This window comes from Bacillus sp. FSL W8-0223 (assembly GCF_038006805.1).
Classification (GTDB): domain Bacteria; phylum Bacillota; class Bacilli; order Bacillales; family DSM-4216; genus Bacillus_O; species Bacillus_O smithii.
Window position 1 is genome coordinate 2,121,047 of record NZ_JBBOVX010000001.1, and the last position, 24,359, is coordinate 2,145,405.

Annotated in this window: 19 protein-coding genes and 1 CRISPR repeat array; of the genes, 6 read left to right on the top strand and 13 right to left on the bottom strand. The window is 38.6% G+C overall.

Annotated features, from left to right (window positions below; genetic code table 11):
• Window positions 1-62: 62 nt before the first annotated feature.
• Window positions 63-740, bottom strand: a complete 678-nt coding sequence (locus NST81_RS10285; protein WP_341030485.1) for a DNA alkylation repair protein — start codon at window positions 738-740, stop codon at window positions 63-65.
• A gap of 490 nt (window positions 741-1,230) precedes the next feature.
• Here NST81_RS10285 and NST81_RS10290 point away from each other — a divergent pair, with 490 nt between their 5' ends.
• Window positions 1,231-1,968, top strand: a complete 738-nt coding sequence (locus NST81_RS10290) for a methyltransferase domain-containing protein (protein WP_341029748.1) — start codon at window positions 1,231-1,233, stop codon at window positions 1,966-1,968.
• Between the two features lie 318 nt (window positions 1,969-2,286).
• Here NST81_RS10290 and NST81_RS10295 read toward each other — a convergent pair whose 3' ends face one another.
• Entirely contained in the window at window positions 2,287-3,075 is a 789-nt protein-coding gene (locus NST81_RS10295; protein ID WP_341029750.1) for a TrmB family transcriptional regulator, read from the bottom strand.
• A 428-nt stretch (window positions 3,076-3,503) separates the two neighbouring features.
• Between NST81_RS10295 and NST81_RS10300 the strand changes: the two genes are divergently transcribed.
• Window positions 3,504-4,277: a TSUP family transporter gene (locus tag NST81_RS10300; protein ID WP_341029753.1), complete on the top strand. Its 774-nt coding sequence runs from the start codon at window positions 3,504-3,506 to the stop codon at window positions 4,275-4,277.
• A 250-nt stretch (window positions 4,278-4,527) separates the two neighbouring features.
• Here the strand turns inward: NST81_RS10300 and NST81_RS10305 are convergent, their stop codons facing one another.
• From NST81_RS10305 to lhgO, 8 genes are all read right to left on the bottom strand, one after another.
• On the bottom strand, window positions 4,528-5,556 hold the full coding sequence (locus NST81_RS10305) for an ABC transporter substrate-binding protein (RefSeq protein WP_341029756.1): 1,029 nt from the start codon (window positions 5,554-5,556) through the stop codon (window positions 4,528-4,530).
• Window positions 5,557-5,587: 31 nt separating this feature from the next.
• On the bottom strand, window positions 5,588-5,932 hold the full coding sequence (locus tag NST81_RS10310; RefSeq protein ID WP_341029758.1) for a ferredoxin family protein: 345 nt from the start codon (window positions 5,930-5,932) through the stop codon (window positions 5,588-5,590).
• On the bottom strand, window positions 5,929-7,560 hold the full coding sequence (locus NST81_RS10315; RefSeq protein ID WP_341029761.1) for an FAD-binding protein: 1,632 nt from the start codon (window positions 7,558-7,560) through the stop codon (window positions 5,929-5,931). Before NST81_RS10315 ends, NST81_RS10310 begins: the two co-directional genes overlap by 4 nt.
• A 62-nt stretch (window positions 7,561-7,622) precedes the next feature.
• A complete protein-coding gene (locus NST81_RS10320) occupies window positions 7,623-8,399 on the bottom strand; it encodes an ATP-binding cassette domain-containing protein (RefSeq protein WP_341029765.1) in 777 nt (258 codons plus the stop codon).
• A gap of 37 nt (window positions 8,400-8,436) precedes the next feature.
• Window positions 8,437-9,225 carry an aliphatic sulfonate ABC transporter permease SsuC gene (gene ssuC, locus NST81_RS10325; protein WP_341029766.1) on the bottom strand — a complete coding sequence of 263 codons (789 nt, stop codon included), beginning with the start codon at window positions 9,223-9,225 and terminating at the stop codon, window positions 8,437-8,439.
• 710 nt (window positions 9,226-9,935) lie between these two features.
• Window positions 9,936-11,009 (bottom strand): LLM class flavin-dependent oxidoreductase, encoded by a 1,074-nt coding sequence (locus NST81_RS10330; RefSeq protein ID WP_341029768.1) that lies wholly within the window; start codon window positions 11,007-11,009, stop codon window positions 9,936-9,938.
• 58 nt (window positions 11,010-11,067) lie between these two features.
• Window positions 11,068-11,937, bottom strand: a complete 870-nt coding sequence (locus NST81_RS10335) for a sugar phosphate isomerase/epimerase family protein (protein ID WP_341029770.1) — start codon at window positions 11,935-11,937, stop codon at window positions 11,068-11,070.
• 499 nt (window positions 11,938-12,436) lie between these two features.
• Window positions 12,437-13,639, bottom strand: coding sequence for an L-2-hydroxyglutarate oxidase (gene lhgO, locus NST81_RS10340; protein ID WP_341029771.1), 1,203 nt, complete (start codon window positions 13,637-13,639; stop codon window positions 12,437-12,439).
• Window positions 13,640-14,076: 437 nt separating this feature from the next.
• Between lhgO and NST81_RS10345 the strand changes: the two genes are divergently transcribed.
• From NST81_RS10345 to NST81_RS10360, 4 genes are read left to right on the top strand one after another with little or no spacing between them, the layout of a single operon-like run.
• On the top strand, window positions 14,077-14,784 hold the full coding sequence (locus NST81_RS10345) for a FadR/GntR family transcriptional regulator (protein WP_048623477.1): 708 nt from the start codon (window positions 14,077-14,079) through the stop codon (window positions 14,782-14,784).
• A 24-nt stretch (window positions 14,785-14,808) separates the two neighbouring features.
• Window positions 14,809-16,218 (top strand): FAD-binding oxidoreductase, encoded by a 1,410-nt coding sequence (locus NST81_RS10350; RefSeq protein ID WP_341029775.1) that lies wholly within the window; start codon window positions 14,809-14,811, stop codon window positions 16,216-16,218.
• 1 nt (window position 16,219) lies between these two features.
• Window positions 16,220-16,882, top strand: a complete 663-nt coding sequence (locus NST81_RS10355; protein WP_341029777.1) for a 4Fe-4S dicluster domain-containing protein — start codon at window positions 16,220-16,222, stop codon at window positions 16,880-16,882.
• A complete protein-coding gene (locus NST81_RS10360; protein ID WP_341029778.1) occupies window positions 16,789-17,523 on the top strand; it encodes a (Fe-S)-binding protein in 735 nt (244 codons plus the stop codon). The genes NST81_RS10355 and NST81_RS10360 overlap by 94 nt, the downstream gene beginning before the upstream one ends.
• A 414-nt stretch (window positions 17,524-17,937) precedes the next feature.
• On the opposite strand, the gene NST81_RS10365 is transcribed toward NST81_RS10360, so the two are convergent.
• The 3 genes from NST81_RS10365 to NST81_RS10375 all read right to left on the bottom strand — a co-directional run bounded on the left by NST81_RS10365 (window position 17,938) and on the right by NST81_RS10375 (window position 24,282).
• On the bottom strand, window positions 17,938-19,080 hold the full coding sequence (locus NST81_RS10365) for a hypothetical protein (RefSeq protein ID WP_341029779.1): 1,143 nt from the start codon (window positions 19,078-19,080) through the stop codon (window positions 17,938-17,940).
• A 2,159-nt stretch (window positions 19,081-21,239) separates the two neighbouring features.
• The gene (gene cas6, locus NST81_RS10370; RefSeq protein ID WP_341029781.1) at window positions 21,240-21,989 is read right to left on the bottom strand and encodes a CRISPR-associated endoribonuclease Cas6; all 750 of its coding nucleotides are present in this window, start codon (window positions 21,987-21,989) and stop codon (window positions 21,240-21,242) included.
• A gap of 702 nt (window positions 21,990-22,691) precedes the next feature.
• Window positions 22,692-23,048: direct repeats of the CRISPR family, unit length 29 nt; unit sequence GTTTCAATTCCTCAAGTTAAGATAAAAAC.
• A 334-nt stretch (window positions 23,049-23,382) separates the two neighbouring features.
• The gene (locus NST81_RS10375) at window positions 23,383-24,282 is read right to left on the bottom strand and encodes an aldo/keto reductase (RefSeq protein WP_341029783.1); all 900 of its coding nucleotides are present in this window, start codon (window positions 24,280-24,282) and stop codon (window positions 23,383-23,385) included.
• Window positions 24,283-24,359 lie beyond the last annotated feature (77 nt).

Consider the following 24,359-nt stretch of genomic DNA (forward strand, 5'->3'; position numbering starts at 1 on the left):
TTTTTCTATCGCTAGATACAAACGCAACTCCTTTTATAAAAGTTCAGCATATGTTCATCGCCTTATTCTTTTTTAAAATGTTTCAATGCTTCCCTTCTGCTCAACGGTTTGAGTTCATGACGACGAGCCACAAAATTTTTTACGCTATCAGATCGGGTTTTGGCATACTCACGCAGCACCCATCCTATCGCCTTTTGAACAAAAAATTCGTTGCTGCCCGCTCTTCTTAAGATATAACGAAAGAGACGCTCATCATCCATTTTCCCTCGGTAAAAAAGTTGATATAATATCGCAGACCTCTGGAGCCAAATATTTTCACTTTCAATCCAACGGTCAGGATATCGTGAAATCAGTTCAGGATATGTTTGAAATAAATATCCCATGATATGTGGGGAAAGTACATCGATTGTATCCCACCATGACTTAGTGACGAGTAATTTTTCCAACCACGTCATATCCGATGGGCGTAAGCTTTTCTTTTTCATTTCTATCAAGTCAAGAGCGGCTCTTTGGTATTCGCGCTCGGGCATGTCCCAAAGTATCTGAATCACTTTCTCAAGATTCTCATTTGACGGTACACCATGTTCTTTCACAAATTGTTTCGTCACTTTCCTTCGAATAGGAGTTCGAATGCCCAAAAACGGAAATTGGTTTTTCATGTATTTTTTTGACCACTCAGCGAATTCAGCGTTTGCATGGCTGGTATATAATGAAACAAGATTTTGTATATAGGAATTCAATTGTTCATTCATCCTTCTTTTCCCCCACATGACTATTTATCTTTCAACAATACAATACTTATCAGTAAGCAGCAATTCAATATTTTCGATTCCTACCAAAAACCGCAAATTGATTTTTGAACCTTTTTCTGATCGCCAGAAGGAACTTTTTTCCGCTAGTCGAATATTTGATCATACGAACAGCTAAGTCGTGCCATGATGGTTTTGAAATCACTCAAGTATTTTGACAGAGGATGGAACATTAACCGGGGAAGCGATTACCTTTTACTAAACCTTAGATAGGTTACAACAGATCTAAACGAGGGAAAGTTTTATTTCGATGCCCCCTTTTTCGTTTGACTGTGTGATTGTCTGCGGGATCATCTTTATAAAAAAACAGATACCGCGTTTGATGAATTTTGTATTTCAATCTTACACAGTCTCTTCTGGATTAGCATAAAATACCGAGGAATTCACCTATCCAATAAGTTTCATAAGGAGAGCAATCAGAATGAATTCTTTAAAGAGGAAAGGATATTATGGAAATGATGCACCCTTTATCCCAATTTCTTATGCTTTGATTGGTCTTGTTTTGTTGATTTCCAGTATTGTATTGATTTACCGATCCCACACTTGGGCCTTTTGGCTTTTGATTTATAGTCTCTTTTTGCTGACGTGCGCTTTCTTCTTTTTGCACACATCGATGAAAGGAAAATTCGAAATATGGGAAAATATTTTCTCCAATCTCAATATTCCGGAAAACTCCAAAATACTCGATATGGGATGTGGACATGGAACGGTATTAATTATGGCGGCCAAACAGCTTGGGAAAGAAGGACAAGCGGTAGGTGTTGACCTATGGCGCAAAGTGGATCAATCAGGCAATGACAGAAAGGCGACAGAAAAAAATGCCGAAATTGAAAACGTTGCTGACAAAATTGTCCTTCATACAGCCGACATGATGGCCCTTCCCTTTCAAGACAACATATACGATTATGTGTTTAGCAGCCTGGCGATTCATAATATTAAGGATAAGCAAGGCAGAGAGAAAGCCGTACGGGAGGCTTTTCGAGTTTTGAAACCAGGAGGAACATTGGTAATAGTGGATATTGTTAGAACGAAGGAATATCTAAATGTATTAAAGGACCTTTCTGCCGCCAATGTCAGTCATACGCTTGCCGGTTGGAAAGGCTGGTGGACAGGTCCTTGGATGCCAACGCATATTATAGTGGCTAAAAAATCAAAATGATTTTAAAAACGATTGAAAGTGGGCAGCGACCAAAACCAATGTCGGGCAATGACTAACAACTCCATCCTTCATTATGCTTTGAAATAAAGATCATTCTAGCGCATATCCGGTCAACCAAAAATATCTGGTTGACCTCATCATATGAATCAGTGCGATTGTCAAATTTTCGACGGTTATTGCACAGCGTTTTGATGCTCTTTAAATCCTAAAATGAAACCACTATTTCACATCGTTCGATTATTCGAACGGTGTTTTTGTATATTCGTTTTCTGATTTCATTCGAGAACAACTAGCTGTTCTTATTTTAGAAATAAAAAATTATCTTGGCATCTTAAAAAAATTCTCTCTTTCTGCAGATATCCAAGGTTGTAAATTTTCTTTGCTCTCCTGAACCAATCGATTGACCAGTACATCATGCCAGATGTAATTCTCCAATAACGATACATGTACATCATCATCCGTATAGAAGGCATTGCCGTTTTGTTCCACCGGATGGCCATAAATCATTTCTTTTCCGTCTACAGAAATGATAAACCATTTCTTATTTCCAATCTGCTCTACATAATCTGTCTTCCGATGTACCACCAGATCTTTTAAAGGATTCTCAACCTGAAAGACGATCCCCTTAAGACTGCAAGTTTTCTGTTTCTCTCGCAAGTCGTCTACTAGTTGTTCATACATAAAATCCCAAATGGACAATATGATTCGGTGCTTGGCCCGCCGAATCAGAATACGACAAAATGACAGGATGTTTTCTTCTCCTTTTATCGTTATCACACGTTTATCAGCTTTGATCTCTTGTTTCTCAAACCGTTTTAATTCATTTTTTATCGATGAAAAGGTGACATCCCACTGCTTTTTAATCGATTCTAAAAACACATCAACCGGTAATGGGGAAAATTGTGCAGCTCCGTTTACATCCTCTTTCACCACTATCCCTTTTTTCTCTAATCCTTCTAATACTTCATAAATGCGCGATCGAGGTATACCTGAATGTTTGCTAATCTGGTAAGCGCTGGACGTCCCTAAATGAACCAAAGATACATAGGCTTTCGCCTGGTATTGATTAAAACCAAGCAGCTGGAGTTCTTGTGAAATTTTATCCATATTGAAACCATCCTCTTCAAACCATTCAAAATTTACTTTTATAGTATCGTTAACGGACGATTTAGTAAATGATTCCCCTGTATGACGGCCAATCCTTTATAAAAGTTCTTTTCTAATTATTAGTGTAATTATTTCCTGATATTTGTCTGTATTTTTTATTCACAAAAGTACATTCATTTGTTATGATCATTTTAGTTACCACTATAGTAATTACTAATGTTCATGGATATTATACGGATCCGGTTAAGGGATTTGGAACAGTCTCCATAATGATATGTGGCTAACCTCAATTGGAGAAATATCTGTTTTTTTCGTTACGAACGATTTTCTTAGATAAAGAACGCCGATAACATCTATTGAAAATAAATCAGCTATTGATCTTTCAATAGATAGATCAATAGCTTTTCATTATTCTAGGAGGAATGCATATGGACGATATCAACTTTTACATATTGGGCTTCTTAGTACTCGCCGGTTTTATAGCTTCTTTCGTAGATTCAGTAGTTGGAGGAGGGGGATTAATTTCAATCCCGGCTTTAATGTTTACAGGATTGCCCCCTTCCGCAGCCATTGCGACCAATAAATTAGCCAGTACAATGGGGGCTTTAACGAGCACAATCTCGTTTGTTAAATCAGGAAAAGTAAATTTTTCGCTTGTATCTAAGCTTTTCCCTTTAACTCTTATAGGTTCTTTTTTAGGTGCATTTGTTGTAAAACATATATCATCAGAAATATTAAAACCCTTGGTTCTAGTGTTGCTTATTGCCGTTGCCATCTACACGATCTTAAAAAAAGATTGGGGCAAAGACTCTCGATATCAAGGGTTGAGTTTGAAAAAAAGCATCCTTTTTGCATTAGTCGTTTTCTTGGTTGGCTTTTATGATGGATTTGTAGGTGCCGGTACAGGTTCTTTTTTGCTATTTTCTTTTCTAATCATCGGGTTTGATTTTATCCAATCGGCCGGCAACGCCAAAGTCCTTAACTTTGGCAGCAACATTGCTGCGCTCATCATGTTTCTGTACTTAGATGCTGTCCGTTTTGCATATGGCATTCCCATGGGGATTGCTATGATCCTCGGAGCTTTAGTAGGCTCAAACTTTGCCATTAAAAAAGGGGCATCGTATGTAAGAATTTTATTTATCATTGTTACTGTTTTTCTTATTGGAAAAAATATTCTAGATTATTTGCACCTTTTTAGTTAGTATGTGAAGTCCCTTTTTGCCGTACAATATGCGTCATTCGTCCGTTCGAAATGATCTTTCCTTCTCATCAAGAATGTAGGGAGTCCTAAGTTACTTTTGAGACTCCCTACAGTATTTTTAAGATAATGATAGTGAAGGTTTATCGCTAAACAAGACTTGGAGAAGTACTTCATTTTTTGATTTTTAAACTCCATGTGCCGCATGAGATAAGAATGCTGAAAATGACTAAAGCTACAAATATTATAAAAGTTTATTTGACTATCCAATCCTTCAAATTAAAATCTTTTTTTGCGAATTTTTCTTCCACCAAAAATTTTTTTGTATTTGCTAGAAGTTTTTCACCTTCCTTGGAGACGCTCTCTGATTTTAAATTATTGAGAGGCAATGAATCTTTCATGACTTTTACTGGATAACCCACTTGTTCGGATTGAAATTGATAAAAATCCTCTGGATTTTTTAATACATCCTCTAAAGCACGCTTACGAACATTGTTCCATATTTTAGGGAGTTCAGGATGCTTAGATAGATAATTTTCAGTAATGACAGCAACGCTGCTGCCAAGAAGCTCTGGGTGATCTTTCGCTTCATCGATAACCGGAAAACCTTTTGACTTCATCAAAGGACCAGAGTTTGTCGGGAAAGCATAGGCAGCAATGTCCTTTCGTTCTAAAGCCGCTTCTGCGTCGCTGGCGGCCATATTTACAATTTTAACTTCCTTGTCCAACCTCTTTGCTTTAAGCAGCCCCGTTAGGTAACGATACATATACGAGCCTAGCTGTGTAGCTACTGTCTTTCCTTTCAATTCTTCGACAGATTTAACTCCATTTTTGGGAGTAATCAGCCATACATTGCTGTTTATTGAGGTCTGACCAATCAATTTTGTTTTCAGTCCGTTCGATTTACCAACAATAGCGGGTGTGTCGCCTAATATACCGATATCCAAATCTCCTGCAGCCATTGCTTCATTTAGAGGCGGACCATTAGGAAAAGCATGAAATTCCAACTTCTCAATTCCTTTCTTTTTTAACTCTTGTTGCAGTAATTTCTTATGTATCGCCCACCCCTCTACCCCAGTAGGGATATTATCTTTGCTTGAGCCCACGAATCCTATACGCAAAACCGATGGATCCAAACTGCTTTTTATCGAATATTTACTCGCAATAGTCGATTGCGCATCATTCGAACATCCTACTATTCCTACAACTAAAAATGACAGAATGAATATTTGCGTTAGACCCTTTAAGAATCTTTTCTTTTTGTTATGGTCTGTTAATGTCATAAATTGTTCCTCCTAAAATTCTCGAAATCACTTAATGTCCCGGCATTTTGCTCATCAATCGAAACATTTTATAGGAAGTGTCAAAGGCTGCGCCAGAAGTCCGGCCTTTACCCCATCCAATCTCTTTTCGATAGCTTCCCAATATTCCACTCTGAATCAGTTCCTCTTCTTTTACCTTGACATCTTCTTCAGCAAAAGGGGATACATACATTGCATCCACTGGACAATATGCTTCACACATATAGCAAGTTTGACAGTCATTTTTACGGGCAATGACTGGAATATTTCCTTTTTCCTGATCAAACACGCCGGTTGGGCACACCATAACGCATAACCCACAACTGGTGCACCTTGATTCACTAATTAATTCAATCATCCTTGAATAACCTCCCTATTTTGGGGCAATGACTCTGGTTTTACCCAGATTTTGTCCAGTCCCCCTGTAAGAATTCGATAATGTTGATTCGGATCTTGTTTTTGATAGTCAAGTCGTTTATGCATCCCTCTTGTCTCTTTACGTTCCAAAGCCGAGGAATACATCCAACGAGCAGTAGCTGTCATAGCAGCAGATTCCCTGGCTTTTACTACATCAGCTTCATCTATTAAAATACCACCCCTTATTTCTTTCCAAATCTGGTCAAGCCGCCGTAAAGAAGGAAGCAGCTTATTTTCAGTTCTAAATAGGTTAATATCGTATGGGTTCACTTCCGCTTGAACAGCCTTTGTAATTTCATGAGAAACGGTTCTTTTTTGCGCACCTCTGTTGAAAGCAGAAACAATCGGTGTGGTAGAAACTCCTACTACATTCCGTTTACTTGAATTCACACCCAGCTTTAAGGCATATACAGCTGCTGCTTCGCCGGCCCAAGAACCTGATGACATCGCCCAAGCAGCATTGTGACTGCCTCCGCCGGTAAATCCACCGCAGATAAACTCACGTGTTGCGGCATCTCCTGCTGCATATAGACCCGGCACGTTAGTAGCACAATTCTCATTCACAAGATGAATGCCTCCCGTTCCACGGACAGTCCCTTCTAATCTCAATGTAACGGGAAAACGCTGTGTAAATGGATTAATGCCTGCACGATCAAACGGAAGGAAGAAATTAGGTTGTGCTTTGCGCATCCATTTTTGCATCTCATCATCCGCTTTATCGAGCCTTGCATAAACCGGCTGTGTTTGTAATGTTTTCGCAATCACAGACCGTCCCTTTTGAGATCCTGCTCCTTCAATGATCGAGCCATCCTCATAGTAAAAGGTAGCCCACGTATAAAACGCTGTTTTCGTAACAGAAGCAAATGCCGGGGCAATAGCATAGGCATTTGAAAATTCCATTCCAGAAAAGTTCGCCCCTGCTTCTGCAGCAAGCAAATAGCCATCGCCAGTTAAAACGTTGCATCCCAACGCTTTGCTAAGAAAAGAACATCCACCTGTCGCCATAACAACAGCCCCCGCTTTTACTGTCCAGCGCTCACCTGTCGTAGTAAAAACGCCAGATGCACCCCCTACTCCATATTCATCTGCTAGAAGTTCCAAAGCTGGACTATGATCCCAAATTTTCACTCCAGCTTTTTTTACCTGTTTTCGCATCAAACGCATATATTCGGGGCCTTGTAAACTATTGCGATGAGGCTTTCCTTCCTCATCTAACGGAAAAGGATACTGCCATGCTTCTAACTGATGAATATTTTCATACGTTTTGTTTAGCACAGATGTCATCCATTTTCGGTCAGCCAAGTACCCACCTAAAGCTTCCCTACTTTTCATTGCTGCCTCCCGGTCTTCCGGATCAGGATTTACATACCAAACTCCTGTTCCGGATGGCGCAGTAGCACCGCTTGTTCCGCAATATCCCTTATCTACAAGAATAACCCTTGCTCCTTTTGAAGCTGCATTAAGGGCAGCCCAAGCGCCTGCAGGGCCTCCACCGATAACCAATACATCGGTATCCATTTCTCTACTCTCGCTATTTTGAAAAGTTCCTCTTAAAAACGTTTTTCCCATCAATAAAACCTCCTTGATTGTTAGATTGATCAATTCCTTATCACGCAACCACAAAATAAGCTTTACATGGAACGTGAAATTTTAGATTTTGAAAATTCTATCAAATTAGTTTCTTGCACTCCCATAACACGATCTAAAATCAACTCTTCGAAGTACGAGAAACGCGGGTCCTTTCTTCGCGGACGATCTAATGTAATTGCAATATCCAAGGCGACATTACCGTCTTCAATCAAAACAACACGATCTGCCAATGCAACAGCTTCACTAACGTCGTGGGTGACAAGAATCGCTGTAAATCCTTGTTGAAGCCATAATTTTTCAATCAATTGCTGCATTTCAATTCTAGTAAGTGCATCCAGCGCTCCCAGCGGTTCATCGAGAAGTAACAGACGAGGTTCTCCTGCAAGTGCACGGGCTAAAGCAACCCGTTGACGCTGTCCGCCTGAGAGCACAATTGGCCATTCATCGCCGCGATCTTTGAGTCCCACCAGGGATAAAGCGGCTTGAGCTTCGATTTTAGAATGCGTTTTTGTTCCGATCTGGACATTCGTAAGTACCTTCTTCCACGGGAGCAGTCTGGAATCCTGAAACATAAATCGAGCATCTGCATGAATACTTTCCACAGCCTCTCCATCCGCAATGACTCGCCCATTGCTTGCCGGTTCAAGTCCGGCGATAAGCCTTAGCAGCGTACTTTTTCCGCAACCACTTCGTCCCACTATGGCGATAAACTCACCTGACTTGATGGAAAGATTAATCCCTTTCAACACCTTATTTTCTCTAAAAGATTTTTCAACTCGTTCTAATTCCAGATTTATTCCTCTTGGTCTACTATTCACGAAATTCACTCGCTTTCTGAATAAAGTAAAGAACATATCAACCATTATGCGAAGGGTTATAATTGGGGTGCCATTGCAACCATTTCTTTTCAAAAAATTTAGCCACTAAATCGGATAGCTTTCCAAGTAATGCATAAAGTAAGATGCTAAGGACAACTATGTCCATATGCATAAATTCTCTTGCATTCATAGCCATATAACCAATACCTGAATCCGCCGATATGGTTTCTGCTACAATAAGAGACAACCACATAATGCCAAGCGCATATCTGAGACCTACCAAAATGGAAGGTAACGCACCGGGAAGAATGACCGTTGTAAATAGATGAAATGAATGAAGACCGTATATTTTTCCCATTTCGATAAGTCCTTTATCAACGGAGCGGATGCCATGAAAGGTATTCAAATATATTGGAAAAGAAACACCCAGCGCCACAAGAAAAAGCTTGGACGATTCTCCAATCCCGAACCACAAAATAACGAGTGGAATCAAGGCTAGATGAGGAATGGTTCTTACCATTTGGATTGAACTATCGAACAGTCTTTCTAAAGTTTTGGAAAGTCCATTGATCATTCCGAGTGAAAATCCAATACTACCGCCAATTACAAAACCAATAAAGGCTCTTTTCGCACTTATTCCAACATTATCCAATAACGTTCCATCCTCGCTTAATCTTATAAATGCTTGTACGACCTCAAGCGGTGTAGGCAAAATATTTTGGGAGATCAAACCGTTTTGCCCTAATAATTGCCATAAAAATATTACGATAATCGGAACTATCCATGCTGACCACTGATGAGAGATTAAGTTGCGTATAAATTTCAATCCGTCATCCCCCCTAATAAAAATAAAAATGGAGACATCTCATCTAAATCCCATTAAAAGTGAGAAATCTCCATTTGCATGGTCGACTAATATATGAAATATTTGTGATTTCTAACAATAGCTTATTTTAATAACTAAATTGCAGGATGAGGAAAATTCGCCATTAAAGAGCCAATTTAATCGCCCATTCTGAGTAGTTAATATTTCAAATAAGGTGTATTTATTCTTTCAAAAAGGGTCATATTACGCGTTTTTATTCGTGATCTTATACACCCAATAATGTACGTTTTCCAGCAAAAAAGTTCTCTAAGGCAATGAGCACGGATTCTTTATCACGTTCTTCATTTCATAGTTTCAACTCCTTTGTATGCAACGGCAGCTCTGCCCATCCATCAAGTACGAGACAAGGAACCATGTCGCAACAAGGTTACCCATACAATAATACTTTCTTCTGTTTAACCCTATAGCTTCCTTCCCAGTATGCTAAATGCCGCAGTTTTTCGTGAGAGAAAAAGCAAACTGACGATATTATTTCTCTTGTAAAAAAAGTTCGACCAATTCACAAATTTGGTGACTTGACGGTTTTCTTTAGCTCATTTGAAAATGAACAAAAAATAAGAATTCGTATGCCGCTAAACAAGGATGTTTAGATGAACGGGGAAACACAGTGATGTGTTCGTATCCCAAACTTGATTGATCCTAGAAGCCATTTATATCACCTTCTCTGCTTTTAGCTTTAGACTTCTTACCCGTGGAATAATTTCCTTTGCAAAACGGGCCATTTCAATTTCGAAAGGTTGGAACTGCAGCATAAAAAGATCGATACCAATTTGATAAAAGTCCACAATTCGTTCAGCCACTTGTTCGTAGGAACCGACTAGACCCGCTGCTGTTCCTCCGTTTGTGCCAATATGGGGGTATTTGGCGAAAGTCTGGAACATAACCGCTTTAGGATCAGCGTTTCCACTAAGATGAGCAAGTGCTTCTTTGTCCCCTTCGGCATACTCCCACGCTTTTGCAAGCTCAGCCTTCGCTTCTTCTTCAGTTGGGCGTGCAATGACAAAGGCTGAGAGTCCGAATTTTATTGGTGCGCCATTACGTGGCCGCTTTTGTACGGAAACAATTAATCTCGCTACAACGTTAAGCGGCTGGCCGTTAATAAACCAAACATCAGCATGGCTTGAAGCTAAATCCTTTGCTGGCTCTGATTCTCCTCCAACATAAATGGTTGGACGCTCTCTTACTGGAGAGGCGGGATTCAAAACGACGTCTTGTATATTAAAATATTTTCCTTTGAAGTTTGTTTTTTGTCCTGATATCAGGGACCGGACAACGGTTAACCACTCCGTCCCATACGCATATCGCTCATCATGATCGGCAAACCCAATGCCGGTCCGCTCAAGTTCCGGTCTGTACCAAGCATTGACCACATTGATGGAAAATCTTCCTCTACTGATTTCTTCGATACCAAGCGCCTGTTTGGCAAGAACAACCGGATGATATAAATAAGGCTTAATCGCGGTAATAATTTCAATCTTAGAAGTTAACGCCGCAAGCGCTGCAGCCGATGTCCATGCTTCAAGGTACGGAAAGTTGTCTCCGCTGGGGTTTAACGTATGCTGGGCAACTAATGTAGCGTCATATCCTAGTTTTTCAGCAGTAATGATTTGATTTTTTACTCGTTCCCAAGATGCATTGAAAGGATCATCGGGGTGATGGATGGAAGCCCAAGTTCCCGGGTTCAATGCCCAAACTCCAAAACGTGGTCCTTCTTGTTTAACCATATTTTTTCCTCCTAACAACGGATTGATATTGAATTAGTTCGTATCACAAATGAACTTTTTATGGAATGTGAATGTTCATTTCTTGTGCAACATTACGAATATGTTGGACTCCCCGAACATAATCATCTTCTTCACCAAGAAAATTATTAATATATAAAGGCGTATCCTTATCCAATTTGTTATATTCATATAAAAAAGTCTTCAAATCTAAAGCTCCAAATCCTGGTTGAACAACATCCAGGTGAACGGCAAGCTTATTTTGCAACACGATATCTTTAATATGGCCGCTCTTGATGAAAGGAGCCAGCTTAGAAAATACCTCTTGAATAAATAAAGAATTTTTAAAGTATTTTTCCGGCGAGTCAATAATATTGACTAAGTCAAGATGAACAGCAAATTGTTTTCTTTCAATCGCTTTCATTAATCGCAAATAACTGTCTGGTGAATTTGGAAGCAGCCACGGAAACAGTTCAAGGGTATAAAACGTCCGTTTTGGTTTTACCGCATCAATGATTTCCTTGACAGTATCCACAATCAAGTCGAACGTTTCATTATTCAGATTATTGGGATGAATATCAAAGCTTCCCGGTGTATGATCGTTGACTTTGCTTTTGGCTCTAGAACCAGCAAGATTTACTGCACAGTTCGCTCCAAATTGTTCAGCCAGATCCAATTTTTCTTTTGCAACTTCAATAGCCAGCTTACGTCTCTTATCATCGGGAACGATTGTATTATTAAAAATATGGACCTCTCCAATAGTCAGATCTGCGTCTTGTACGGCCTTTTTAAAATCTTTGATGACACCTTCCGGAACAACCGCTTCAGCCGGCCAGTGTGCCGTGGAATAACCCAATCGCTTCAGCTCCTTAACCCACTGTTCTGGTTCGTGAATTCCACTAAAAATAGGTCCGCCCAGTCTCATCGTCATCGCCTTTCCTTAATAGAATGTCTTTTCGATATTTTGCTGCAAAAAGAAAGAGCAACAAATTCCTCCATTAGGAATTGTTGCTCTGGTAGACCAGTCGACAACTTTTCAGCTTCTTGTCAGCTTGATTATAAATAGACAAGAAACTTTTCATTTCTTTTTACATTGATAAACCCCAAGAATTTTTTGTCCTTCATTTCAAATCTAATAAATTTCAGATTAACCGGTTTCAGACCTCCATCTTTAAATTAATATGTGATTTTTCAAAATTATAAACCAAACAAAACATATATGTCAAGTTGGAATTGAAATTTGGCTGATCAATAAATAGCCAGACTCTTTATATGATTTAAAGAACTACTCGAAAGACCTGTTAACAACATTCTAAGAAATGAACAATTCATCCATTCTTAAGCTTGGAAAAGGTTCAATAAGATTTTATCATCAAATATGGCGTTCTACATTTATAAAAATAACTTAACTAAATTTGTACAGACTCTTCTTATACAATATGTTGAAACCGTTCAACAATCTGTTGGGCGATGGCTTCGCCTATTGGAATGGAGGCCGTGGCTGCAGGAGATGGCGCATTGCATACATGCAACGACCTTTTCCCTGAGAAAATAGCAAAATCGTCTACCATGCTTCCATCCTGCATAATAGCCTGCGCTCGCACCCCCGCCTGGGCAGGAACGATATCTTTCTCCGTCAACTCCGGTATGAGTCGCTGCAAGCTCCGCAAAAACGCTTGTTTGCTAAAGGAACGAACCATTTCTTTCATGCCTTCTCTCATATTCGGCATCGCCATCTTCCAAAAACCCGAATATGCTAAAATCTCCAAAAGATCTTTAAGGTTTATATCTTTTTTCGTATATCCTTCACGTTTAAAGGCCAAAACCGCATTTGGCCCTGCATGAACCTCTCCGTTCATCATCCGGGTAAAGTGAACCCCAAGAAACGGGAAATCGGGATTTGGTACCGGGTAAATCAAATGATTGACAAGATACCGTTTTTCCGGCACTAGCTCATAATACTCGCCTCGAAACGGCACAATTTTCATCCCCGTTTTCATGCCAGCCATTTTAGCCATACGATCGCTGTGCAAACCGGCACAATTAATGAGAAAACGTGTTTGTATGGTCCCCCGGTTTGTTTCAATCGTCACATGATCCATATTTTCTACGATGTTTTCCACTCTCACACCAAGACGAATATCCCCTCCTCTTTCCTGAATGAGGCGTGCAAATGCAGCAGATACACTTTGATAGTCTACAATTCCACAGCTCGGTACCCGAATTGCACCTATACCTTTTACATGCGGCTCGATCTCTTTCAATTCTTCAGAACCGATCTTTTTCACATCCAACCCATTCTGCAAACCACGTTCATAAAGCTCCTCCATAATTGGAAGTTCTTTCTCTTCTGCGGCCACGATCACCTTGCCGCATATTTCGTATGGAATACCGTGTTCTTCACAAAAATGAACCATCGCTTTGTTGCCTTTACGGGCGAATTGTGCCTTGAGGCTGCCCGGTTTGTAATAAATGCCCGAATGGATAACGCCGCTATTATGACCTGTTTGATGATGAGCCAATTCGTTTTCTTTTTCTATTACCACCATTTTTGAGTTTGGAAAACGTTTTGCGAGTGCCATACCTGTAGATAATCCAATAATTCCACCGCCAATGATCGAAAAATCATACATGTATATCCCTCTTTTATAGTAAATTCCTTAGCAAAAAGGGTAATTCACTTTTTTTCATCCGTGAAAATAGCCTTAACTTCTAAATATTCGTCTTTTCCTGACAGCCTATCGTCGTCCCATCGCACATTATCAAGCCTTCAAACAGCGCTTGAGCAATGCAGGAACGGCATCATGTTCTATTGGTTCTGAAACTCTAGATGTGAAAAAACAATCTAAATGACAGGTTTTGCTATTCTGTTTTTGTAATACAAATTTATATAACAAATTGATGTTGTTATATTGTTTTTTTCGTCTTTTTTGTTTATTATAATCTTCAATAAATTAATTGTAAATTGTTTATTTTCTAAAAATTAAAATATTTATATTATGAAAATTGTTATACAAATTTTTAACTTGTTAGACAAATTATGATTTCAATGATGGAAAGGAGCAAGATGATGTCCAAAAAAGAAAAAGTTTCGCAAATCATATCGCGTGAATTACTCAACCAAATTGAAATAGGAAGGTTTCCTCCTGGTTCAAAGCTGCCGACTGAAATGGAATTAGCCGCTCAATATGGTGTAAGCAGAGTACCGATTCGCGAGGCTTTAAGCATGCTTCGTGCTGCCGGTGTCATCTCTTCACGTCAAGGAGGAGGAAGTTATGTAGAAGAATCGACCACTTCATCCTTATTAAAGAGAATTCGAATCGAAAGCGATGATGTAGAAAGTATTAAATATCTTTTTGAAATGAGAAAAATTTTAGAGCCTGAAGCAGCCTATTTAGCCTCACTTAGACGAACACCTGAGCAACTTGAGCAAATGAAGCAAATTTTAGAAAGAATGGAAAACGAATCGAACGAACAGGGAACGAGTTCAACCGAAGCGGATCTTCAATTTCATCGTTCCATTATTTTGGCTACTCACAATCCCGTATTGATTCAAACTCTGGAAAATTTATCCTCCCTTTATGAAAAAACTTTAAAGATCACACTTCGCCCGAACGTAGAATTAAAACAAAAACGCAAAGCTGTCCACGAAGAACATCGCAATATTTTATTAGCCATCGAAGCGGAAGAACCAGAACTTGCTAAAATCCAATGCCTTATCCATTTAAAAAATGCAGAAAGAAAACTAAGTCTGCTCTTAAAGGATTACAACATATAACCGTACAGAAAGTGAGAGATTCAAATGAAGGTAGTCACTTCGCGTCATATTGAAGAAATCAAAAAAATCGTAAAAACCGGAAAAGTATGGACAGACGAAAGCGATCGTTTTAGCTACTCATTCGATGCTTCTTTCGGAACCTTTTTACCCGATGTGGTGATTCAAACAAAGAGCGTGGCAGAATTGGCTGAACTTGTGAAACTTGCCAACCGCGAAAAAATCCCCGTCTATCCTCGCGGTCAAGCCACATCTTTAAGCGGCGGTCCCCTGCCGGTTAAAGGAGGCATGGTATTCGATTTATCGGTATTAGACGATTTGCTTGAAATTCATGAAGAAGATTTGGTCGCTGTCGTTTCTCCGGGAGTATTAACCGCCCAGATTCATAAGGCAGCTGAACAAAAAGGATTCATTTTTCCTCCGGATCCGAGCAGTGCGCACGTATCGACAATCGGCGGCAATCTAGCCGAGAATTCAGGCGGACCAAGAGGCTTAAAGTATGGAGTGACAAAAGATTATGTGATTGGTTTGGAAGTCATTACCCCCGAGGGAAACATCATAAAAACCGGAGGACGCACAGTAAAAAACGTAACGGGCTACGATTTGACGAAACTTATTGTTGGTTCAGAAGGCACTCTTGGGATTATTACGAAAGCCGTGTTGCGTCTTCTTCCCAAACCACCTGCTTCTGAAACGATTATGGCAGTATTCGATAGCCTTGTTGATGCCGGCAGCGCCATTTCCAAAACTTTATCATCCGGAATTTTGCCTGCCAAAATGGAGCTGATGGATCAAGCCTCCATCATAGCCGTCGAACAATATGAACCATTAGGATTACCAACAGATGCTGAAGCCATCATTCTGATTGAGCTGGACGGCCATCCTTTAGCATTAAAAGATGAAATCAAAAAAGTCGCTGAACTATGCCATGCGGTGGGAGCACGGTCGGTCCACATTCCCCAAAATGAAGCGGAGAAAATGGAAATCTGGAAAGCCAGAAAGCTAGTTTCACCGGCAATCGCACGGATTAAACCGACAAAAATTTCAGAAGATGCCACTGTACCACGAAGCAAAATTCCTCAAATGTGCGCAAAATTGCAAGAAATTCGCGATAAATATAAGGTTCACCTTGTCGTGTTTGGTCATGCAGGGGATGGAAACCTGCATCCCAACATCATTTGCGATAAAAATGATCAAGAAGAAATGCGCCGTGTAGAACAGGCCGTCGCCGAGATTTTTACCGCAGCCGTCGAACTTGGCGGGACGCTTTCCGGTGAACACGGCATCGGGACAATGAAATCTTCTTTCATGGAAATGGAGTTAGGTCCCATCGGTCTGGACATGATGAAGCGTATCAAAAAGGCATGGGATCCAAACAACATTTTGAATCCAGGAAAAATTTTCCCTGAAGAGGGTCAGAAATGGGAGTTGACTTAAAATGAAATCATCTTTGGAACAATTGAAAGAAGAATTTCTATATGAAAAAACAAACAGGTGTGTACAATGCGGCTATTGTCTGCCAGTCTGTCCAACATATGTAACCATGAGAAAAGAAACACATTCGCCACGCGGGCGAATCCATCTCATCAAAATGGTCGGAGAAGGAAAAATGACTGATTTATCTGCGCTGGAACAACCTCTCGATTTATGCCTTGGTTGTCGTGCGTGCGAAACGGCTTGTCCAACCGGGGTGGAATATGGATCAATTCTAGAAGCCGCTCGAGCAGCAATGGCCAAACGCAAGAAACTTTCCGTTCCGGCCCGTTTGCTGCGGAAAGCATTGCTGAAAAAAGCCATTCCAAATCGTCACATGATGAAATGGTCAGGAAATGCATTTTGGTTTTATGAAAAAAGCGGAATGCGAAAAGTCGTGCGCAAGTCAGGCGTTTTAAAAAAATTGCCCTATCATCTGGATGAATTCGAAAAAATCATCCCGCAAACCGTTTCACCTTCAGAACGCAATCAAGATTTCGTCAAAATAAAATCCAAAGGTGAAAAAAAGCAACAGTGGCTTTTTTTACAGGCTGCATCATGGACTCCATGTTTCACCGCATTAACCGCTTATCTGTACAACTGCTTGCCGAAGCAGGCTGCGATGTGATCGTCGTACCGAATCAGACTTGCTGCGGCGCCCTTCATGCACATTCCGGAGAATTAGAAGAAGCTAAACGCCTTGCCAAACAAAATATCGCTGCATTTGAACAAGAAGAGGTGGATTTCATCGTCCACAATGCGGGAGGATGCGGAGCTATGCTTTATGAATATGACCATTTGCTTGCGGATGAAAAAGAATGGGCTGATAAAGCCTCTACGTTCTCTGCTAAAATAAGAGATATCAGCCAGGTATTGATCGCTTGCGGAGGACTTCCAAACCTAAAAGCACGTAAAGAAGAACGTGTAACGTATCAACCCTCTTGCCATATGACAAATGTTCAAAAAGTGATTCAAGAACCAATGGATCTTTTAAAAAGCGTGTCAGGAGTTCATTTTATTGAAATGAACCAAGCTGACATGTGCTGCGGTTCTGCGGGAATTTACAATATCATACATTTTGATGCATCCATGAGTATTCTTGATGAAAAGATGAAGAATATGAAAGCATCCGATGCATCAGTGATTATAACAACCAACCCTGGATGTTTGCTGCAAATGAAGCTTGGAATTGAACGTGAGAAATTATCTTCGTCTGTCCGTGTGCTGCATCTAGTCGAGTATTTGGCTGAAGCAGCGGGAATTTCCTAACTTACTGCAATGATAAGCCTTTGAATCAAAATAACAAGATGACCAACCATGATTCTGCTGCCGGCGGACTTCTGCCTAAATATCCTGTATCGGCTGTATATATCCTTAGAGCCTACCCCTCTATTTCAACGCTATGATGGATCTTATCGGACATCTTACAAAATATAGTGTTAAAGAATTGCCGTCGGCTGCCAATGTTTTGACCCCATTGGAAATCGCCGACCTTTTTTGTGTGATGATCGTTTTATGAGAGCAGATCATGGATGAAGAAATTCGGAAAGGATTTTCTTTTTCATACTTATGGCAATTTCCAAGATTGAAATATCAAACTTAATGTTTTCGAATAAGTCTTCTATGTTTGCCTTTCTCACGCCAGAAAAACTTTTTAAGTATTTTTCCAACCCACTTATAATTTCAGAATATTCTTTCGTTCGATTTTAGTTTTCTATTGTCTTTATCATGGTTTTCGTCCCAATATTTTCTATATTCTTCAATACATTCATGTTTATCCATTGATTCTTGAATGATTTTATTAAACTGTTGTGGTTCGTCTACTCTAAACAAAACTGTATGTGCGTGTTTTTGTATGCCAAAAGGTCCAAAATACTTAACAGGATTTATTAATTTTAATTCCAATTCCGGCTCATCAATCCCTACTGTTGCTTTAAATACGCCTTTTTTGGTTTTAGTAAACATAACATCATCTTTCATGCTAAAAGTTTCTAAAGATTGAATATTGTCGATGTCGATCATCATTTTTCCCGTATACCCGCTATGAATGATGAGTTTATTAGACGTGACAACGATTGGCAGGTACTTGGCTGAATTATAGAGAGCGATTGCATAAAAGAAAGCGTAAATATTGATGATGGTGGAAATCCATGCAGCCAATTTATTCCATTGCATAAATAACAGATGAAATACAACCGCATCTAAAGGGAGTATAAGTAAGATCACGATAATAAACGTCTTAAACATCGTTTTTTCATGATATTTGAATAAATGACCATTTGGGGGTTTTGGCTTTTTAAACCATACAATCAAAGAATAATAGAATGTTTTAAATTCCATGATGACCGCACCGCGAACGAATGAATTTCCGATCCAACCACTAATAGAATCATCTAGTCTCTCCCAAAAATCTAAGTGCGTGTCATTTTTTAAAGATTTCATTTTTTTGATGGTCAATCGAATACTATTCACGACAAATAGCAAAAATAAAATTTCTACCAGCGCTGCTACTTTTAATATGTAATGAAAATATTGTCTTTCAGTAGATGGGATAATAAGGAAGGCCAATAGGAAACCAATAAAAAATCCTGAAAAAATAGAAAGGATTTTCCTTTTAGAAAAAAGCCAAAACAAAACAGGAAATAATATCGTCAAGGAAAGAGTAATCACTAAATTAGCTTCGTCCGTTAAACTGCCAACACTTTGAACATAAATGTAAGAAGTTGAAGGGATGACCAATAATAATAGGAATTGAATGAGCCTTTTTAAATTCATGCCATGCGCTCCTTTATCGATTTTAATAATAAATTTTCTTTTGTTTGACACCTCTATTACTTAATTCTCCCTTAATTCACTACCTTTCCGTTCAGTCATCTTACCGCTGATAGACGCCACATACAGCTTTCCTAAGTGGTTAAAACAAGCAAATTTTTTGTTGATGGCAATTAAGAAATGTAGTGTTTGGCAATTAAGAGTATGCATTATTTATTGCATATTCACCGCTTTACATGGAGTGGCGGGAAGGATAGGCTTGTGTGCCTTGCAAAGTCCTATGGCTTACCCCCTTTGCGAAAATTATACCCGCAGAGGCTCCATGTCAAGCGACATAATATTGGAATTTTATACAGAGAAGTGAATAACCTTATTTGCCATTTGATGCCTTTTTTAATTGCCAAATACACAATTTTTGGAGTAAAGAGTTTTACATGGACTGACTGTAATATCGATAGACTCAGGAAATGGTTAATGTTTTTATAAGTTTTTTAATATGGCACATAAGAAAAACATACATTTTCCCTTTTTCTTCGAGATGATTGAGGTATCTTATAGTTGATAAAAGGTAAAGCGATTACAATATAAGCTAATTTTTATAACAAAAGTTCTGATTTTTTAAATATTTGTTATAATTATAACAGATTTGAAAATGAGTGGGGATATGTCAAAACAAAGAGTAGGAAATGACGTCATTTATAGTGGTAAAAGACAGATTCAAGACCTTGATGCAGGAGAAGATGCTGTCATAAAAAACACCTAGAAAACGGCTTTATGATTACATACTTTAAGTGTAATCATTCAGCTTATTGATTCTCTAGGGCAATAAAAAATGAAGTAATAAAATACATACTTGCAAACATGGATAAATCTATGAATACCTTCTATAACCAGCTGAGAACCAACAGAAAGGTTAATAAAATAACTAAAAATGGAGGCCATCTTCTATGACTAAAAAGATATTTTACATTTTTTGTATGATATATTTAGCAATTGTATTATTTTTGAATTATATTTATGATTTAGAAAATACTACTTTAACTGTTTTATTTGGTGTTTTTCTAGTTTTTGTTATCATTTTCAAAGCTTTATTACAAGGGGAAAAGGAGAAGTGAGAAATGAAAAGTTCAAAAAAGGTATGAAATTTTACTTTCGCTTTATCTAGTCATTTCTTTGTTGTTTTCAGCATTTGGTTTGTTACATCTTTTAAAAAAGCCACAAAACTGGGCCCAAATTCAATATAAAGCGCTGTGTTTACAAAACTTCTAATGCAAAGTTTCTGATGTTAAATACTACAATTAGCTACTCACAAACGCCCCCATATAAATTCAATCTTACCAAGCGAGTTGTATTTAATATTGAAAATACAAAGGCATTTTCTGCATCCGATTTGTTACTAATTTCTCGTACATCGTTTTCAAGTTCAAAAGCAATATTTAGTAAAACGGTCACTGTTGCCGTCCGTTATAACCTTTCTTAATTTGTACATCCATCTCTTCGATTTTCTTTTCAATTCGATTGAGTTGTCGGATGCGTTTTTTATCTGAACGGAAAAGCCACACGATGAACAGAACGAATAACACCAATAATCCAAAACAAATAAGTTGAAAGACCACATTCCTGATATTAATGCTATTCATATTATCGTCCGCAAATATATCATCATTTTATAAATCCAGATAAAAACATCAATCGTTGAGAAAACAGCCCCGTGCACAATTAAAGTTTTGTTGTTAATGGCTACCACATTCCCAATGTTCTCATAATTCCATCGGACCGATGTCTGTAGTTTCAATTCCTTATAGTTAAGATACAAACGCCGGTTGCTCCTGGTGAAATTGGAGAGCTGTACTTGTTTCAATTCCTCAAAGTTAAGATACAAACACCTCTTCCGTTGTCGGTGTCGCAAGGACATACGAGTTTCAATTCCTCATAGTTAAGATACAAACTTCGCAAAAGCAAATCGACGCAAAGTTCCGGCGATAGTTTCAATTCCTCATAGTTAAGATACAAACCCCAAAAATAGTTGATAAATCAAGGGATAACATAAATATAGAGTTTGTTGTTTTTCATTTTATCGTAAAAGAATAATTTTATCCATTTTCTCTTACCACTGATATTTTCTGCATTTTTACATAGTTGTACTATAAACACATTTTGTCGTCGATCCCTAGGGGTTTTTGCACGATTGTGGGTCGACGACAAATTCATCTTTACAATTCTTGCACGACTCGAAACATCCCAAACCCTTGAGAATTTTTTCCGCCTATCCCCGTTTGTAATAAGAAGGTTAAATTTTTTGGAGATGACTGTAAGCGAAATTTCCCCAGCCAGGCAGTAATATAGTAGTTTTTAAAAGTCGTAACGACTTTATGTTTTTGAGTGACATGCAATGGTTCGATCAACAACCGCTCTCTTGGCGGTTCTCCGTAATAAGCTTCATACTTGTTGCGAAAATTCACCTCAACTAAATGAGAAAACACTTCGTCATATGGATCAAAGAACTGAGTTTTCCGCTTGCCATCCACCGTTTCATAGGTGCTGTAGACTGTTAAAGGGGAAAGCATCTCTATTTCTACTTCCGAACTTGCTACTTCATCATCCGTTAATTGTATACTTTGTATCTCCAGACATTGATCGCCTAAATGTACTTCATTCTGCAATAAAAAGTATTCTCCCAACTGTTGCGTCAATTCAGGCAATATAGTCGAAATATGCCACGATATTTCATCATCGAACAATATCGTTTTTGAATTCAATTGAATTTTATGCTGGCCAAAAAGTCGGCTAAAAGTAAATAATTTATATGATCGTTTTCCTTTTTGAAATCCGATTTCGTGTAAAAACGTTGCGAACGTTTTATCTTTTAAAGATTGATACAGCAGCCCTTGAAGCAAATACTGATAATGTAATGGCAACAGGATATCATGATACTTTGGTTTCATCGCCACCGTTAATCGCATAGTAACCCTTCTTTCGAAAAATAAATTCGTCTCTGCCTTTATAAACCAAAACAGATATAACTTTTATTTCAAAATAATCCCTTTTTTACTACCATCCCTATTGCTTGTATGACGAACGATCCTTTCCTTATTCCTGACAGGTAAGATGCCATCCCCGAAAAGGCCATACCTGGTCGTCAATGGAATAAAATTATTAGGCTTTGAAAAAGCCGGTCAATTAATCGATAATAACTGAAGCAAACGTTCGATCAAGCCATCTGTAATTAGTTACAAAAACGGCTATTGACAACACCGCACGAGGTGTCAAGGATAGTGTAACAACGCAAAACTGTCACATTTATTTGAATCTTTTGCATTCGTGTATTCTAAAAAACTCCTTTAAAAGGAATTTCTGATTCAAATAGTAACATCTGAATTGTTATTAGCTTTATACAATTTATGTATTTGCACTTTTTTACTGAATATGAATAATGAATCAGAGAACACACAAAAACTATATAGCTCCATTGAACAAAGCAAACATGTCACAAACTTATCTATCAAAGTGTTTAAGAAACTCGTCTCTCTTAAATCAATTCCTCATAGTTAAGATAAAAACGTCTGTGTCGTTTGTATATTTCATAAAGTATCTGAGGTTTCAATTCCTCATAGTTAAGATAAAAACATGATGGGTTATCTGCGCGCGCTGACAAGTATTTCATAGTTTCAATTCCTCAAGTTAAGATAAAAACTGTTTTCTTGCTTTTATGGCATCTTCCAATTTGTCAGTTTCAATTCCTCAAGTTAAGATAAAAACAAGTTATTAGATACAATTAGCGAATACTCTGTTCAATTGTTTCAATTCCTCAAGTTAAGATAAAAACACGTCAACGATCGCGTTGTTATGCTCGTTGTTGATGAGTTTCAATTCCTCAAGTTAAGATAAAAACTTTCTGTCGGATCAACATTTAATTCCAGTCCGATCGAGTTTCAATTCCTCAAGTTAAGATAAAAACCGGTGCAAAAGGTCTTTCGTGGTTGTGTGCGCGTCGTTTCAATTCCTCAAGTTAAGATAAAAACCCCAAAAAACGTTGATGCAGCAACATTTTCATAATCGTGAATTTTTTGTTAATTCCATTTTAAAGTTACAGTAAAAGTTTATCAATCTTTTTCTTTTCTTCGATTTTCTTCTCGAATCAAATTGTCGTCGATCTCCCGGGAAGTAAACGCTATTGGAGGTCGACGACAAAAAATACAATGAGATCGAGAACTTTTTAAATTTTATTTTCTTTCAACATTCGATGGGCCGATATACGACTAATATTTTCTTTTTCAGAATTCGCGGATTTTCATCATGCAACATAAGATGCGAAAGCGAATTTTTCCACAAAAAAGAACTCCACAATGAGTTCTTTTAAATAATATCCAAAGGCATTTTTTTAGTTGGTTTCGGAAACACCTTATCCAATTTATCTAGGTCTTCCTTGGTTAATTCAATCGTTGCCGCTTCTGCATTTTCGATCACATGCTGTTCCTGCACAGCCTTCGGAATGGCAATCACGTCATTTGTACGAATCGTCCAAGCCAGTGCAATTTGCAGCGGTTTCACTTTATATTTATTTGCAATTTCACGAATAGTAGGATCCGTTAACAATTGTTTTCTTAAAGAACCTCCTTGAGCCAGGGGGCTGTATGCCATGATCGGCATGTGATGTACTCGCTGCCACGGCAAGAGATCAAAATCGATTCCTCTGGAACCTAAATGGTATAACACTTGGTTGGTCGAACAATTCGATCCATTAGGGGTATTCCATAACTCTTCCATATCATCCGTATCAAAATTGGAAACTCCCCACCTTAAAATTTTCCCCTCTTTCCGCAATCTTTCCATTCCTTCAATCGTTTCTTCTAAAGGAACACGTCCGCGCCAGTGTAAAAGATATAAGTCTAAATGATCTGTCCCCAGACGCTTTAAACTGTTTTCGCAAGCTATTTTAATTTTGTCCATCCCCGAATTGTGAGGATATACTTTCGAAACTAAAAAAACATCGTCTCTGCGTCCTTTAATGGCTTCACCGACTAAACGTTCAGAATCGCCATTTCCGTACATTTCAGCTGTGTCAATCAGTTTCATGCCTAATTCAATTCCGAGCTGCAAAGCCTTTATTTCTTCAGCTTTTCTCTTCGGCTTTTCCCCCATATACCATGTTCCTTGCCCTAAGCAAGGAATCGTTGTACCGTCCGGCAATGTCACTACCTTTTTTTCCAATCGGCTTCTAATTTCTGTGAATTTTTTCTCATCCAGTAAACTCATCGACAATCTGCCCTTTCTGTTTGGATATAATGGCACCGCAGAATGTACCGTAAAAATTCTACTGTCCACATTATACC

Excerpts from the sequence above, each read along its gene's own strand:
- NST81_RS10375 (WP_341029783.1), bottom strand. The coding sequence starts at position 24,282 with ATGAGTTTACTGGATGAGAAAAAATTCACAGAAATTAGAAGCCGATTG.
- NST81_RS10305 (WP_341029756.1), bottom strand. The coding sequence starts at position 5,556 with ATGACATTAACAGACCATAACAAAAAGAAAAGATTCTTAAAGGGTCTA.
- NST81_RS10350 (WP_341029775.1), top strand. The coding sequence starts at position 14,809 with ATGAAGGTAGTCACTTCGCGTCATATTGAAGAAATCAAAAAAATCGTA.
- NST81_RS10290 (WP_341029748.1), top strand. The coding sequence starts at position 1,231 with ATGAATTCTTTAAAGAGGAAAGGATATTATGGAAATGATGCACCCTTT.
- cas6 (WP_341029781.1), bottom strand. The coding sequence starts at position 21,989 with ATGCGATTAACGGTGGCGATGAAACCAAAGTATCATGATATCCTGTTG.
- lhgO (WP_341029771.1), bottom strand. The coding sequence starts at position 13,639 with ATGTATGATTTTTCGATCATTGGCGGTGGAATTATTGGATTATCTACA.
- NST81_RS10355 (WP_341029777.1), top strand. The coding sequence starts at position 16,220 with ATGAAATCATCTTTGGAACAATTGAAAGAAGAATTTCTATATGAAAAA.
- NST81_RS10300 (WP_341029753.1), top strand. The coding sequence starts at position 3,504 with ATGGACGATATCAACTTTTACATATTGGGCTTCTTAGTACTCGCCGGT.
- NST81_RS10330 (WP_341029768.1), bottom strand. The coding sequence starts at position 11,009 with ATGGTTAAACAAGAAGGACCACGTTTTGGAGTTTGGGCATTGAACCCG.
- NST81_RS10335 (WP_341029770.1), bottom strand. The coding sequence starts at position 11,937 with ATGACGATGAGACTGGGCGGACCTATTTTTAGTGGAATTCACGAACCA.
- NST81_RS10315 (WP_341029761.1), bottom strand. The coding sequence starts at position 7,560 with ATGGGAAAAACGTTTTTAAGAGGAACTTTTCAAAATAGCGAGAGTAGA.
- NST81_RS10345 (WP_048623477.1), top strand. The coding sequence starts at position 14,077 with ATGTCCAAAAAAGAAAAAGTTTCGCAAATCATATCGCGTGAATTACTC.
- NST81_RS10310 (WP_341029758.1), bottom strand. The coding sequence starts at position 5,932 with ATGATTGAATTAATTAGTGAATCAAGGTGCACCAGTTGTGGGTTATGC.
- NST81_RS10295 (WP_341029750.1), bottom strand. The coding sequence starts at position 3,075 with ATGGATAAAATTTCACAAGAACTCCAGCTGCTTGGTTTTAATCAATAC.